Below are 14112 nucleotides of genomic sequence, written 5' to 3'. Positions count from 1 at the left end.
ACGGGCGCCGATAGAACGGGTGCCGAAAGACCATCTTCCGAACAGGAGCAGGCCACATGAGACATTTCATCCGCTCGGCGGCCGTTGCGATTGCAATGGCTGCGGCATCAACCCTTAGCATGGCCGCCGCGATGGCAGCCGACATTTCCGGCGCCGGCGCCACCTTCCCCTATCCGATCTACGCGAAGTGGGCCGACGCCTACAAGAAGGAGACCGGCATCGGTCTCAACTACCAGTCGATCGGCTCCGGCGGCGGCATCAAGCAAATCAAGGCCAAGACCGTCACCTTCGGCGCCTCCGACGCGCCGCTGAAGGGCCAGGATCTCGACGCTACCGGGCTCGCGCAGTTCCCGATGGTGATGGGCGGCATCGTTCCGGTCGTCAACCTCGGAGGCGTCAAGCCGGGCGAGCTGGTGCTCGACGGTCCGACCCTGGCCGACATCTTCGCCGGCAAGATCACCAACTGGAGCGACGAAGCGATCAAGAAGCTCAACCCCGACGTCAAGCTGCCCGACCAGGCGATCGCGGTCGTGCACCGTTCGGACGGCTCCGGCACCACCTTCAACTTCAGCTACTACCTGGCCGACGTCAGCGCCGACTGGAAGTCGAAGGTCGGTGTCAACACCGCGCTCGAATGGCCGGTGGGCATCGGCGCCAAGGGCAATGAAGGCGTCGCCAACAACGTCTCGCAGACCGGCGGCGCGATCGGCTATGTCGAATATGCCTATGCCAAGCAGAACAAGCTGACCTACACCGACTTGATCAACAAGGACGGCAAGAAGGCCGAGCCGACCGCCGCCGCTTTCTCGGCGGCCGCGGCCAATGCCGACTGGAGCTCGCAGCCGGGCTATGGCGTCATCCTGGCCAACCAGGCCGGTGCCGAATCCTGGCCGATGACCTCCGCCACCTGGATCCTCGTCTACAAGAAACCCGACGACGCGGCGGCCACGACCGAAGCGCTCAAATTCTTCGCCTGGTCCTATGCCAAGGGCGACGAACTGGCCTCCAGCCTGGACTACGTTCCGATGCCGGACGCGGTCGTGAAGAGCGTCGAAGAGATGTGGAGCAAGGACATCGTCGACGCGAACGGCAAGCCGCTCTACTCCGGCATGTAATTATCGCGGAATAAGGAGGGCGTCTTTGGCGCCCTCCTGTCTCTTTCGAAATGCGAGGGGCTAATGACGGCCGTTTCCGAAGCTGCGACATCATCCGCCATGCGGACCAGGGAAGCGACGGTGCGCCGCTTCGCCCTCACCGACATGCTCTTCCGGACGGCCACGCGCCTTTCCGCCATCCTCGTGCTGGTTCTCCTCGGCGGCGTCGCGATCTCGCTGATCGCCGGTTCGTGGGAGGCGCTGTCGAAGTTCGGCTTCTCCTTCCTGACCACAGAAGCCTGGAACCCGGTCACCGAGAATTTCGGCGCGCTTGCGCCCATCTACGGCACCATCGTCACCTCGGCCATCGCCATACTCATCGCCGTGCCGATCGGCATCGGCATCGCCGTCTTCCTGACCGAGCTTTGCCCGCGCCCGCTCAGGCGACCGATCGGCATTGCGGTCGAACTGCTCGCCGGCATTCCCTCGATCATCTACGGCATCTGGGGCCTGTTCGTCTTCGCGCCGTTCCTGCAGACGACGGTCCAGCCCTTGGTCATCTGGCTGTTCAAAGGCATCCCCGGCCTCAACAGCCTCTTTGCCGGTCCGCCCTACGGCATCGGCCTGCTGACTTCGTCGCTGATCCTTGCCATCATGGTGCTGCCCTTCATCACCTCAATCACCAAGGACGTGTTCGACACGGTGCCGGCGGTGCTGAAGGAATCGGCCTACGGCATCGGCTGCACAACCTGGGAAGTGACCCGGCGCGTGACCATTCCCTATACCCGCGTCGGCATCATGGGCGGCGTCATGCTGGGCCTCGGCCGCGCGCTCGGCGAGACGATGGCCGTTACCTTCGTCATCGGCAACGCGCACCGCATCAGCGCCTCGCTGTTCGCGCCGGGCACGACAATCTCGGCGACCATCGCCAACGAATTCACCGAAGCCGATGGCAACCTCTACACATCCTCGCTGGTGTCGCTCGGCCTGATCCTGTTCATCATCACCTTCATCATCCTCGCGGTCGCACGCTACATGCTGTTGCGCATCGATAGCCGTACGGGAGCCTGACCGATGTCGACGGCCCAATCGCTTCACCAAAGCCGCAAACGCAAGAATGCCGTGATGATGACGCTGTGCGTGACCGCAGCGGGCATCGGCCTGGCCTGGCTGGCGCTGATCCTCGGCGCTCTGCTCTACAAGGGGCTTTCCGGGGTGTCGCCGGCCGTGTTTACGGAAATGACGCCGCCGCCCGGCGATGCCGGCGGCCTGCTCAACGCCATCTACGGCAGCATCGTCATGACGATCATCGGCATCGTCGTCGGCACGCCGATCGGCGTGCTGGCCGGCACCTACATGGCCGAATACGGGCGCTTCTCACGCCTTACGACGGTCGTGCGCTTCATCAACGACATCCTCTTGTCGGCGCCGTCGATCATCATCGGCCTGTTCGTTTATGAGCTGCTGGTGCGGCCGATGGGGCACTTCTCGGCGATCGCCGGCGCCGTCGCGCTGTCGATCCTGGTGATCCCCGTGGTGGTGCGTACCACCGAGGACATGCTGAACCTCGTGCCCAACGCGCTGCGCGAAGCCGGCACCGCCATCGGCGCGCCGCGCTGGGTGGTGATCCGCTCGGTCGCCTACCGCGCGGCGCTGTCCGGCATCGTCACCGGCATCCTTTTGGCGATCGCCCGCATCTCCGGCGAGACGGCGCCGCTTCTCTTCACCGCGCTCAACAACCAGTTCTGGTCGAGCAATCTCAATGCCCCGATGGCCAGCCTGCCAGTGACCATCTTCCAGTTCGCTCTCAGCCCTTACGAGGAATGGCAGCAGCTGGCCTGGACGGGCGCACTCATAATCACCCTGACGGTTCTCGGGTTGAGCATCATCGCTCGCAGCCTAACCGGACGCAGAGAGGACAGATGAAACCGATGTTGTCCACCGACCTGAACGCACCCGAGACGACCGTCGAGAAGGCCAAGATCGAGGTCAAGAACCTCAATTTCTACTATGGCCAGTCGAAAGCGCTGAAGGACATCAACCTGTCCCTGCCCGAGCGCAGCGTGACGGCCTTCATCGGCCCGTCGGGCTGCGGGAAGTCGACGCTGCTGCGGGTGCTCAACCGCATCTACGAGCTCTATCCGAAGCAGAGCGCCGAGGGCCAGGTGCTGCTCGACGGCAAGAACATCCTCGACCGCTCGCAGGACCTCAACCTGCTCAGGACCAAGATCGGCATGGTGTTCCAGAAGCCGACGCCGTTCCCGATGTCGATCTACGAAAACATCGCCTTCGGCGTCAGGCTCTATGAGAAGATCAGCAAGGCCGAGATGGACAGCCGCGTCGAGCAGGCGCTGAAGCGCGCGGCCCTCTGGAACGAGGTCAAGGACAAGCTCAACGCCAGCGGCCTCAGCCTCTCGGGCGGCCAGCAGCAGCGCCTGTGCATCGCCCGTACCGTGGCGGTGAAGCCCGAGGTCATCCTGCTCGACGAGCCGGCCTCGGCGCTGGATCCGCTGTCGACGGCCAAGATCGAGGAACTGATCGACGAATTGCAGGCCGACTATACGATCGTCATCGTCACCCACAACATGCAGCAGGCGGCGCGCGTGTCGCGGCAGACGGCGTTCATGTATCTCGGCGAGCTGGTGGAGTTCGACCGAACCGAGAAGATCTTCACCTCGCCCCGCGAAAAGCGCACGCAGGACTACATCACCGGCCGCTTCGGCTGAGTTCATACGAGGACATCATCATGGCCGAACATACCGTCGCTTCCTTCGACGAGGATCTGAGGCAGATCAGCCGGCTCATCAACGACATGGGCGATCTCGCCGCCTCCATGGTCGGCGCATCGACCAGGGCGCTGCTCGAGACCGACAATGCGCTGGCGCAGCGCGTCGTCTCCGACGACGCCATCATGGACGCGCGTCAGCGCGAACTCGACGATCGCGCCATTACGCTGATCGCCAAGCGCCAGCCGATGGCCGATGATCTTCGCAACGTGGTCGGCTCGATCCGCATGGCGGGTGATCTCGAACGCATCGGCGATCTCGCCAAGAACATCGCCAAGCGCGTCGGCTCGGTCGGCGTCAGCGCCGCGCCGCGCGACCTCACGCATTCGATCGATTCCATGGCGCAGATGGTGCTGATCCAGGTCCAGGCCGTGATCCAGGAATATACGGTGGGCGGCGCCACGGCGCTGGCCAAGCTTCGCAACGACGACGAGCGCATCGACGTCAAATACACATCCGTCTTCCGCGAGCTCCTGACCTACATGATGGAAGACCCGCGCAACATCACCGCTTGCACGCATCTTCTGTTCTGCGCCAAGAATCTCGAGCGCATCGGCGACCATGTGACCAACATCGCCGAGAACGCCTACTATGTGCTGACCGGCACGCAATTGCCCGCCAACCGCCCCAAGCAGGACGAGACGGCAATGTCGGCGCCGGCGGCCTGACAGGGGTAACTGCCAGATGATCGCGCCACGCATCATGGTGGTGGAGGACGAGGAGCCGCTGGGGGTGCTGCTCCGCTACAATCTCGAATCCGAGGGTTACCAGGTCGAAGTGGTGACCCGCGGCGACGAGGCCGAAATCCGCCTTCAGGAAAACGTTCCCGACCTGCTCGTGCTCGACTGGATGGTGCCGGCGGTTTCCGGCATCGAGCTCTGCCGGCGTCTGAGGATGCGGCCCGAGACCGAGCGGCTGCCGATCATCATGCTGACGGCGCGCGGAGAAGAAAGCGACCGCGTGCGCGGCCTCTCGACCGGCGCCGACGATTATCTGGTCAAGCCGTTCTCGACGCCGGAGTTCATGGCGCGCGTCAAGGCGCTGCTGCGCCGCGCCAAGCCGGAGGTGCTGTCCAGCGTGCTCAAGGTCGGCGACATCGTGCTCGACCGCGAGTCGCACCGCGTCTACCGCAAGAAGAGCGAGATCAGGCTCGGCCCGACCGAGTTCCGCCTGCTCGAATTCATGATGCGCCACCCCGGTCGCGTGTTCTCGCGCAGCCAGCTGCTCGACAATGTCTGGGGCGAGACGATCTATATCGACGAGCGCACCGTGGACGTCCATGTCGGACGCCTGCGCAAGGCCGTCAACAACGGCCGCATGCCGGACGTCATCCGCACCATCCGCGGGGCGGGTTACGCGATCAGGGAAGATTAGGGGGATACGCCGAGATTCAGGTGAGGCCGGCCGGCGAACGGCGACTTCCTGCGCCTCCGGTACTCACGTGCCTAAGGTACGCTCCGTTCCGGTTCTCGGAACCCACCATTCTCGACTCGGCCTGACCTGAATCTCAGCGTATCCCGGCATCTGGCTCGCCGCTATTCGACGTGCTTGCCCGCTCTTGCCTGGCCTCCCGGCGCGAAAATCTCCTGGTCGACGAAGGTCAGCGCGCGCATGGCGCAGCCTTCGCGGATCAGCGGCAGTTCGTTCGGCTCAGTGTCGAAGGAGATCGATTCGGAGTGCTGGCCGCCGGCCGTCTGGGCGATCGCCTCGCGCAGCGCCGGTTCGATCAGGTCGAAGGCGGCCGCGCTGACGCCGACCATGGCGACGGGCGCCGGATCGATGAGGGCGAACAGGCTGCCGAGGCTGAAGCCGAGCGCCTCGCCGGCCCGGCGATAGGCCTCGCGCTCGGGGCCATCCTGCTGACGCGCCTTTGCGGCAAGCGCGCGCATGTCGGCGTCGCCGACATCGGTCGGCGTGGCATCCTCGCTTATGCCCATGGCGCTGCGCCAGATGGCATAATTGCCGGCATAGGCCTCGACGCAGCCGCGGCGGCCGCAGCGGCAAAGCGCTCCGCCCGGACGATGGATCATATGGCCGAACTCACCGCCCGAGGAATGCGTGCCGGTGAACAGCGCGCCCTTCAACACCAGGCCCATGCCGATGCCGTGCGACAAGAGGATGGCGATGAAGTCGTCGCGATAGCGCTCGGGATCGCGCCACTGCAGCGCCACCGCCATCATGTTGCAGTCGTTCTCCGTGGTGGCCGGGATGCCGAATTCCTTCTCGAGGAGATCGGCAAAGGGGATATCGGTCAGCGGCGTGATCGGCGACCACAGCATGGCGCGTGAATGGGTATCGGTGATGCCCTGAATGCCCATGGCGATGCGGGCGACGCTGCCCACGTCGAGGTCGGGATCCTGCAGCCGGCGCCGGACAATCGCCATGCATTCGCCGATCAGCTCATCGCGCGGCATGACGAGCGTGTCCAGGCGATGCTGCTCCTCGGAAACCACCTGGCCGGCATAGTCGATGACGGCAACCGACAGGAAGTTCAGCGACAAAACCACGGTCAGCACCGCGGCGGCTTCGGGGTTCAGCGCCAGGCCGATCTGCGGCCGGCCGCGTTTCAACGCCGTCGGCTCGCTGGCCTTGCTTTCGGCGAGGATGCCCTCCTGGATCAGATCGGCGGAGATCGCCGAAATGGTCGAGTGGCTGAGCCCGGTGGTGGCGGCAATCTCCGTCCGCGATGGCTGGCCGGCGCGGCGCACCGCCGAAATCACCATGGCGCGGTTGCGCCGGCGCAAATCGTCGTGACGGATTCCGACCGACATTGTCCTGCACGTCCTCCCGGTCATCGCGGCCTTGTGATGATGCCATGGCCTGTCGCTGACACGCTAGGGATTGTGGCAGAAGCCAAGGTCCATGTCATTATTTATTGCGGACGTCGAAAAAAATGCCTGGACCCATCAAAACCCATCAAAATCGCAGTTGACAGGGTCGTTTTGCTGGACCAATATTTTTTTGAGGCTCGAAAAAAAGCCTCTGTGCCGGCCTTCGGGCCAGTCAGGGTCGCGCCGCACGGCGCAGGGAGGATATCATGAAGAAATTCGCAGCCGCCATTCTGGCGGGCGTTACCATGTCGCTGACGTTGGCGTCGGTCGCCGAGGCGAAGGACAAGGTGATCGGCGTGTCGTGGTCGAATTTCCAGGAAGAGCGCTGGAAAACCGACGAAGCCGCGATGAAGGCCGCCATCGAGGCCGCGGGCGACAAGTATATTTCGGCGGACGCGCAGTCCAATCCGGGCAAGCAACTGACCGACGTCGAAAGCCTGATCTCGCAGGGCGCCAACGCGCTGATCATCCTGGCGCAGGATGCCTCGGCGATCAGTCCGGCGGTGCAGAAGGCGCTCGACGAAGGCATCCCGGTCGTCGGCTACGACCGCCTGATCGAGAACAAGGACGTGTTCTACCTGACCTTCGACAACAAGGAAGTCGGGCGCATGCAGGCCCGCGAGGTGTTCAAGGTGAAGCCGGAAGGCAACTACGTCTTCATCAAGGGCTCGGGCTCCGATCCGAATGCCGACTTCCTGTTCGCGGGCTCCATGGAAGTGCTGAAGGACGCGATCGACAGCGGCAAGATCAAGAATGTCGGCGAGGCCTATACCGACGGCTGGCTGCCCGCCAACGCGCAGAAGAACATGGAGCAATTCCTGACCGCCAACGACAACAAGGTCGACGCGGTCGTGGCGGCCAACGACGGCACTGCCGGCGGCGTCGTCGCGGCGCTCACGGCGCAAGGATTGGCCGGCACCGTTCCGGTCTCCGGCCAGGACGGCGACCACGCGGCCCTCAACCGCATCGCGCTCGGCACGCAGACGGTGTCCGTGTGGAAAGACGCGCGCGAGCTCGGCAAGAACGCCGCCGAGATCGCTTCGCAGCTCGCCGATGGCAAGAAGATGGGCGACATCGCCGGCGCCAAGGACTTCACGACGCCTGGCGGCAACACCGTCAAGTCGCTCTTCCTGACGCCGGTCGCGATCACCAAGGACAATCTCAACGTCGTCATCGACGCCGGCTGGATCAAGAAGGACGAGGTCTGCGCGGGCGTTGCCGCCGGCAGCGTCACGGTCTGCAACTAAGCCTTGCCGACATTCGATCTCACGAATTGCGCCGCGGCCTGAAAGCCGCGGCGTTTTCTCAAAAGATTGCGGTTCCGCCTCAGGCGGCTAGCTTCTAGGCTGAGTTCCGGCATCCGCGCCAGACAGCAAGCCGGCGGGAGGAAAGCATGACCGATACGACGTCTACCCAACCGGCGGACACCGCGCGCGCGTCGGAACTCGGCACTGTCGCCCGGTTCCTGAAGGCGACCGAGCTCGACACCCGCATGCTCGGCATGATCGGCGCGCTGCTCCTGATCTGGGTTGGGCTGCATGTGATCTCCAGCCTGCGGCTCGGCGTCAACCCGCTCGACTTCGACAGCCGCACCTTCCTCACGCCGCGCAATCTCTGGAACCTGTCTGTGCAGACGTCGGCCGTGGCGATCATGGCCTCCGGCATGGTGCTGGTCATCGTCATGCGCAACATCGACCTGTCCGTTGGATCAGCCGAAGGGGTGATCGGCATGGTCATGGGCTTTGCCCAGGTGCATTTCCTGGTTCGCTTTGTCGGGCTTGAGCTCGGCAACCCGTGGATCTGGGTCCTGGCATTACTGATCGGCCTGGCGCTCGGCCTCATCATCGGCGCCTTCCAGGGCTTCGTCATCGCCTATCTCGAAGTGCCGGCCTTCATCGTCACGCTGGGGGGATTGCTGGTATGGCGGGGCGCCGCCTGGTGGGTCACCAGCGGCCAGACCGTTGCGCCGCTCGACGCCACCTTCCAGCTGATGGGCGGCGGCCCGGCAGGCTCGATCGGCGCCAAATGGAGCTGGGCCGTCGGCATCGTCGCCTGTCTGGCGGTCATTTTCATGCATTTCAACGGCCGCGTGCAGCGCAAGCGCTTCCGCTTCCCGCTGCGCCCGGTCTGGGCCGAGACGCTGCTTGCCACGGTCACCTGCGCGATCATCCTCGGCGCCGTGTGGCTCGCCAACTCCTATCCATGGCCCGTCGGCATCGTGAACCGCTACGCCGCCGCCAACAACATCACCATCCCCGAAGGCGGGCTGTTCATCGCGCATGGCATCGCCATTCCGGTGCTGATGGCGGTTGCCGTCGGCCTGATCATGACCTTCGTCACCAAGCGCACGCGTTTCGGCCGCTATGTCTTTGCCATCGGCGGCAATCCGGAAGCGGCCAACCTCGCCGGCATCAACACGCGCTGGATCACCATGAAGGTGTTCATGATCATGGGCGTGCTGGCGACGATCGCGGCTGCGATCTCATCCGCCAGGCAGAATTCGTCCACCAATGCGCTCGGAACGCTGGACGAACTTTTGGTCATTGCCGCGGCCGTCATCGGCGGCACTTCGCTTGCCGGCGGTTCGGGCACCGTGCTCGGTGCCATGCTCGGCGCGCTTCTGATGCAGTCGCTGCAGTCCGGCATGGTGCTGCTCGGCGTCGACTCGCCGTTGCAGAGCATCGTGGTGGGCGCCGTGCTGGTCGTGGCGGTTTGGCTCGACACCCTCTATCGCAAGCGCGTGTGAGCAACGGGAGGAAAAGGATCATGGCCGACAAGACCGCTCCCGCCGGCGTTCCGCTGGTTGACATGCGCAACATCTCGATCGCGTTCGGCGGCATCCGCGCCGTCGACGATGCGTCGGTCGATCTCTTCCCCGGCGAAGTGATGGCGCTGCTCGGCCACAATGGCGCCGGCAAATCGACGCTGATCAAGATCCTGTCCGGCGCCTATAAGCGCGACAGCGGGCAGATATTCATCAATGGCGAGGAGGCTTCGATCTCCAATCCGCGCGACGCCAAAAAATACGGCGTCGAGACGATCTACCAGACGCTGGCGCTGGCCGACAATGTCGATGCCGCGGCCAATCTCTTCCTCGGCCGCGAGCTGATGACGGGCTGGGGCACGCTGGACGACGTCGCCATGGAAGCCGAGGCGCGCAAGGTGATGGGCCGGCTCAATCCGCGTTTCCAGCGCTTCAAGGAGCCGGTCATCAAGCTGTCGGGCGGACAGCGGCAATCGGTAGCGATCGCGCGCGCAATCCTGTTTAATGCCCGCATCCTGATCATGGACGAGCCGACGGCGGCGCTCGGCCCGCAGGAGACGGCGCAGGTCGGGGAACTGGTCAAGCAGCTCAAGGCCGAAGGCATCGGCATCTTCCTGATCAGCCACGACATCCACGACGTTTTCGATCTCGCCGACCGGGTCTGCGTGATGAAGAACGGCCAGGTGGTCGGCACCGCGCGCACCACCGATGTCACCCAGGACGAGGTGCTCGGCATGATCATTTTGGGCAAATGCCCGCCGGGCGCCATTCCGGGTCCAGGCGCGCTGAAGATCGCGGCATAAAAACTGACAGATAGCCGGCTAATTAACGGTACGTGATGTACCAACCGCGGTGATGATTTGACCGCGCCATTGTATTGGCGGGGAGACTTGCCCATAAAGATCGTTGACCATCCACGGGCCGCATCTTTGAATTGAAGAAGCTCTTTCCGATCGTTGCCTTTGTCGCCGTCGCGCTGATCAGCCTGACGATGGCGGGGTTCGCTTACTTCGCGACGCAGGAGGCGGCTCGGATCAAGTTCGAGGGCACCGCCGATGACGCGTTGAACCGCATCGAAAGCCGCATCGACCTGCATCTGTCGCTGCTGCGATCGACGCAGGCGCTGTTCGATGCCCGCAACGGCGACATCACGCGCGGCGAGTTCAAAGCCTTCTTCACCGCCCTCGACATAGCCGACAATTTCGCGGGGCTTCGCGGTATCGGCTTCCTGAGACTGGCAAAGACCGGCGACGAGGCGGCGGTCGAACGCGATATCCTGCACGACCTGGGGTCGGAGCACCCGATCTACCCCGCGACAACCGAGCCATGGCGCGCGCCAATCGTGCTGTTCGAGCCGCTCGATACGTCCAACCAGTCGATCATCGGCTTCGACATGTTCAGCGAGCCGGTACGGCGCGCGGCGATCGAAAAGGCGATGGCCGACGACCAGCAGCATGCGAGCGGCGTTGTCCAGCTCGGCCAGGGTGCCGGCGTGACGCAGACCTTCACCGGGTTCCTGGTTTTTGTGCGCCTGAACATCGAAACCGCGCCCGAGGTGATTAATGCAAGCCGCTCCTCTACGGCCGGCTTTCTCTACGCTGCCTTCCGCGCGCAGGACCTGTTCCAGGTCGCGCTCAGCCATTCTCCGCTGCTGCCGGTCAATGTCGAGGTCTATGACGGCAAGCCCGAGGACGGCAATCTTTTGTTCCGTTCGGAGGCGCCGCCGGCAGAACGCATCGGGGTGACGCTTCTGGCGCGTCGCGATATCGTTGTCGCGGGCCGGCCCTGGACCGTGCTGTTCAGGCCGACAAGCGCCTTCGAACCGCCGTCCTCGCGCGCCATTCCGGTGATGCTCGGGCTGTTCGGCCTCTTGCTTGCAGGGGCCATCGCGCTGGTGGCGCGCTATCAGGAGCGCGCCTATGAGGCGAAGTCGGCGCTGCACGAGGCGACCGAAAAGAGCCTGCTGGAAAAGGACCTGATCCTGCAGGAGATGAAACACCGCATCAAGAATTCGATCACCCGCGTGCTGGCGATCGCGCGGCAGACGGCCTCGCAAGCCACTGACGTCAAGGAGTTTTCGGCTTCGTTCTCGGCGCGCCTGCAGGCCATGGCCGCGTCGCAGGATATGCTGACGCGCTCGCGCTGGCAGAAGGCCGATCTTGGCGACCTGCTGCGCATCGAACTTGGACAGGTGTTCGGCAAGGATCTTCCCGAAGGCGTGTTGTCGGGGCCGCAGGTGCTGCTCGACGAGACGACGACGCAAGCGCTCGGGCTGACCTTCCACGAACTCGCCACGAACGCGCTGAAATATGGCGAAGCCGGCAGTTCGGTGGGCGCCCTCAAGGTCGACTGGAGCATTGAAGGGCGCGATCGCGAGCGGACGCTGCTTTTGAATTGGCGCGAAACGGGCCAGAAGGATCTGGAAGCACCGGCCAAGACCGGCTTCGGCACCAAGCTGATAGACCTCAATGTCACGCGCGAATTGCGCGGCACGATCTCGCGCAACTACCGTGACGACGGTCTGAAGGTGGAAATCAGGATCCCGCTGGTCGCGTGAGCGGGCCAAAAATCCTGGGCGGCGAATAAGCGATTCGAAAGCGGAGAGAACCGGAGGCCGGCTGCCGGCCCCCGGTTTTTCAGGTGCTGAACTAGTTGCAGCGAGCCGTGTAGATCCGGCCGCGATGATCGCGATACTGGCAGTAGCCGTTGCGCAGGTTGCGAACCAGAAGGCCCGACCCGGCACCGACGGCCGCGCCGATCAGCGCACCCTTGCCGCCGCCGACCAGGCCGCCCACACCAGCGCCGATCAGGCCGCCGCCGACGACGTCCTGCTCGGTCGTGGTACAGCCGCTGACGGCGACCACGGCAACCATGGCAATGATCATCTTCCGCATAGAATTGCTCCTCACTTTTGTCCTCACTTTCGGCAGTGCCACCAGCCGTTTAGCATGAAAAAACATGCTTTGCCTGCCAGATTTCACTGTTGCCTAACGCAGTCTTTTCCGGGCGCTCGCCGTCCGACGCGACAAGCACGCCGGAGACCTCCAGGGATGCGATCAGCGCTTCAAAGTTCTGTCTTGATCCTGCCCGGGTCAGAACAATTGCCAGGCCGCGACCAAGGCCATGGCGGCCAGAAGCGCAAACGCGCCCATGCGGGGCGAAAAATGCGACGATCGCGGCGCCGGTGGCGGCTCGGCTTCCTGGAAGCCGCTCATGGAGATGCGGGCGGCCTGCTCCAGCCTGTTCATGTCCGGAACCATCGTCAGTCTCCCAGGTCGCGCCGGCGCGGACGGGTTTCCGGCGCATTGTAGCCGGGAGTACAGAATCGAACTTTATGGTGAACAGCCGGTTAAGACCTTTGCCGGCAAGGCTCCGTTTTGATGGAAGGCTAGGGCGAGGTCGCTGAACCTGAACGTTGCGCACTTTTCCTGGAATAGCTCTCACGCTATCGGCGGCACGATCAATCCGTCTCGAAGTTCCCTTGCGGAACGGTGAGGCGATATTCGATCCGATCCTCGCCGATTTCCAGCGTCGCGGAACCGTTAAGCGACATCGGCACGACGCGTTCCAGCGCCACGCTGCCGAAGCGCTTCTCATTGCGCCGCGCGTCGCCGACCGTTTCGGTCCAGGTCAGCAAAAGCTTAGGCGAGGTTCCGTTTTCGGGATCGAGCCTGGCGCGCACCTCGACATGGCCCTCCGGCCGGGACAACGCGCCATAGCTTACGGAATTCACGGCCAGCTCATGCATGGCCAGGCCGATATGCAGGGCAGCGTTGGGATTGAGATAAGGATTTTCGCCCATGAACCGCAGGCTTTTAGCCAGATCGCTGCTATAGCGGCCGACCTGGCCGGATACGAGTTCCCGCAGTGCGGCACCCCGCCAGTTGGAGGAAGTGACCAGATCCTGCGAGGAAGCGAGCGATTGCAGGCGGCCGCGGAACCGCGCCAGGAAGTCGCCAAGCGTCTCCGTATAGCGCCCGGTCTGCGTGGCGATGCTCTGGATAATGGCCAGGAGATTTTTCGATCGATGGCTGACTTCGCGCAGCAATGCCTTCAGCGTCTGCTCGCGGCGTTTCTGCTCCGTCGTCTCCACCATCGTGGTAACGACGCCGAGGACGTCGCCGGCTTCCCCGCGGTCGGCGTCGATCCAAAGCTGGAACCAGCGGACGCCATGGCTTCCCGGAATGCTGAGCTCGAGCTGATCCGCATTGCCGGACTCGATCACCCCGAGTTTGGCGGCTTGTATGCGCTCGGCCTGCGCCGGCGAAAGCAAATCCTTGCCGTCGGCCGTTTCGGACGCCCAGGGCGCGTTCATATTACGCGCCCAGACAGTCTTCATCTGCCGGTCTTGGTAGAGAACCGAGATCCCGGCATTGTGCAGAGCATGAAGCAAGGCCCGCCCGACTTGCATCCCACTCTCCGAGGGATGCATCGCGATCACTTCGCCGTTCTGCTTCTTGCCGCCGTCTTTCGTAAAACTCTCGGAAGGCATTGGAAACATCCCGCGCTAGTCCATGAACGGCTCAATCCGCAAACTGGTTCCGCCCGAGTGACCTCCCGAAATTCGCAGTGCTCTTCAAAAGCGGTCCGCCGGACGGTGCTCTTTCGAGGCGCCGCCCGGCGGTGGCTGGAAACCG

At 63.8% G+C, this 14112-nt stretch carries 14 protein-coding genes; 10 read left to right on the top strand and 4 right to left on the bottom strand.

Going from position 1 to position 14112, the window contains the following annotated elements; translation table 11 throughout:
• Positions 1-56 precede the first annotated feature (56 nt).
• The 6 genes from pstS (at position 57) to phoB (ending at position 5254) form a co-directional block, all read left to right on the top strand.
• A complete protein-coding gene (pstS, locus tag LB553_RS03335; protein ID WP_224510643.1) occupies positions 57-1115 on the top strand; it encodes a phosphate ABC transporter substrate-binding protein PstS in 1059 nt (352 codons plus the stop codon).
• 63 nt (positions 1116-1178) lie between these two features.
• On the top strand, positions 1179-2165 hold the full coding sequence (gene pstC / locus LB553_RS03330) for a phosphate ABC transporter permease subunit PstC (protein ID WP_224510641.1): 987 nt from the start codon (positions 1179-1181) through the stop codon (positions 2163-2165).
• Between the two features lie 3 nt (positions 2166-2168).
• Positions 2169-3020 (top strand): phosphate ABC transporter permease PstA, encoded by an 852-nt coding sequence (pstA, locus tag LB553_RS03325; RefSeq protein WP_224510639.1) that lies wholly within the window; start codon positions 2169-2171, stop codon positions 3018-3020.
• Complete coding sequence (gene pstB, locus LB553_RS03320) at positions 3017-3820, top strand: phosphate ABC transporter ATP-binding protein PstB (RefSeq protein WP_224510637.1); 804 nt, start codon at positions 3017-3019, stop codon at positions 3818-3820. Before pstA ends, pstB begins: the two co-directional genes overlap by 4 nt.
• 20 nt (positions 3821-3840) lie before the next feature.
• Complete coding sequence (gene phoU, locus LB553_RS03315) at positions 3841-4548, top strand: phosphate signaling complex protein PhoU (RefSeq protein WP_224510635.1); 708 nt, start codon at positions 3841-3843, stop codon at positions 4546-4548.
• Positions 4549-4564: 16 nt separating this feature from the next.
• Positions 4565-5254: a phosphate regulon transcriptional regulator PhoB gene (gene phoB / locus LB553_RS03310; RefSeq protein WP_010911896.1), complete on the top strand. Its 690-nt coding sequence runs from the start codon at positions 4565-4567 to the stop codon at positions 5252-5254.
• A gap of 161 nt (positions 5255-5415) precedes the next feature.
• On the opposite strand, the gene LB553_RS03305 is transcribed toward phoB, so the two are convergent.
• Positions 5416-6651, bottom strand: coding sequence for an ROK family protein (locus tag LB553_RS03305; protein ID WP_224510632.1), 1236 nt, complete (start codon positions 6649-6651; stop codon positions 5416-5418).
• Between the two features lie 266 nt (positions 6652-6917).
• On the opposite strand from LB553_RS03305, the gene xylF reads away from it, so the two are divergent.
• From xylF to LB553_RS03285, 4 genes are all read left to right on the top strand, one after another.
• Positions 6918-7958: a D-xylose ABC transporter substrate-binding protein gene (xylF, locus tag LB553_RS03300; RefSeq protein ID WP_224510630.1), complete on the top strand. Its 1041-nt coding sequence runs from the start codon at positions 6918-6920 to the stop codon at positions 7956-7958.
• A gap of 146 nt (positions 7959-8104) precedes the next feature.
• Positions 8105-9457, top strand: coding sequence for a sugar ABC transporter permease (locus LB553_RS03295; protein ID WP_224510628.1), 1353 nt, complete (start codon positions 8105-8107; stop codon positions 9455-9457).
• Between the two features lie 20 nt (positions 9458-9477).
• A complete protein-coding gene (locus LB553_RS03290; protein ID WP_224510626.1) occupies positions 9478-10278 on the top strand; it encodes an ATP-binding cassette domain-containing protein in 801 nt (266 codons plus the stop codon).
• A 131-nt stretch (positions 10279-10409) separates the two neighbouring features.
• Positions 10410-12032 carry a CHASE domain-containing protein gene (locus tag LB553_RS03285; RefSeq protein ID WP_224510625.1) on the top strand — a complete coding sequence of 541 codons (1623 nt, stop codon included), beginning with the start codon at positions 10410-10412 and terminating at the stop codon, positions 12030-12032.
• Positions 12033-12123: 91 nt separating this feature from the next.
• Here the strand turns inward: LB553_RS03285 and LB553_RS03280 are convergent, their stop codons facing one another.
• The 3 genes from LB553_RS03280 to LB553_RS03270 all read right to left on the bottom strand — a co-directional run bounded on the left by LB553_RS03280 (position 12124) and on the right by LB553_RS03270 (position 13967).
• Positions 12124-12369 carry a YMGG-like glycine zipper-containing protein gene (locus LB553_RS03280; protein ID WP_027166589.1) on the bottom strand — a complete coding sequence of 82 codons (246 nt, stop codon included), beginning with the start codon at positions 12367-12369 and terminating at the stop codon, positions 12124-12126.
• Between the two features lie 198 nt (positions 12370-12567).
• The gene (locus tag LB553_RS03275; protein WP_224510623.1) at positions 12568-12735 is read right to left on the bottom strand and encodes a hypothetical protein; all 168 of its coding nucleotides are present in this window, start codon (positions 12733-12735) and stop codon (positions 12568-12570) included.
• Between the two features lie 200 nt (positions 12736-12935).
• Positions 12936-13967, bottom strand: coding sequence for a sensor histidine kinase (locus LB553_RS03270; RefSeq protein WP_224510621.1), 1032 nt, complete (start codon positions 13965-13967; stop codon positions 12936-12938).
• Positions 13968-14112: the final 145 nt, after the last annotated feature.

It is taken from the genome of Mesorhizobium sp. CA8 (assembly GCF_020164955.1).
Lineage (GTDB): Bacteria > Pseudomonadota > Alphaproteobacteria > Rhizobiales > Rhizobiaceae > Mesorhizobium.
This window is presented reverse-complemented; position numbering and strand designations above follow the sequence as displayed.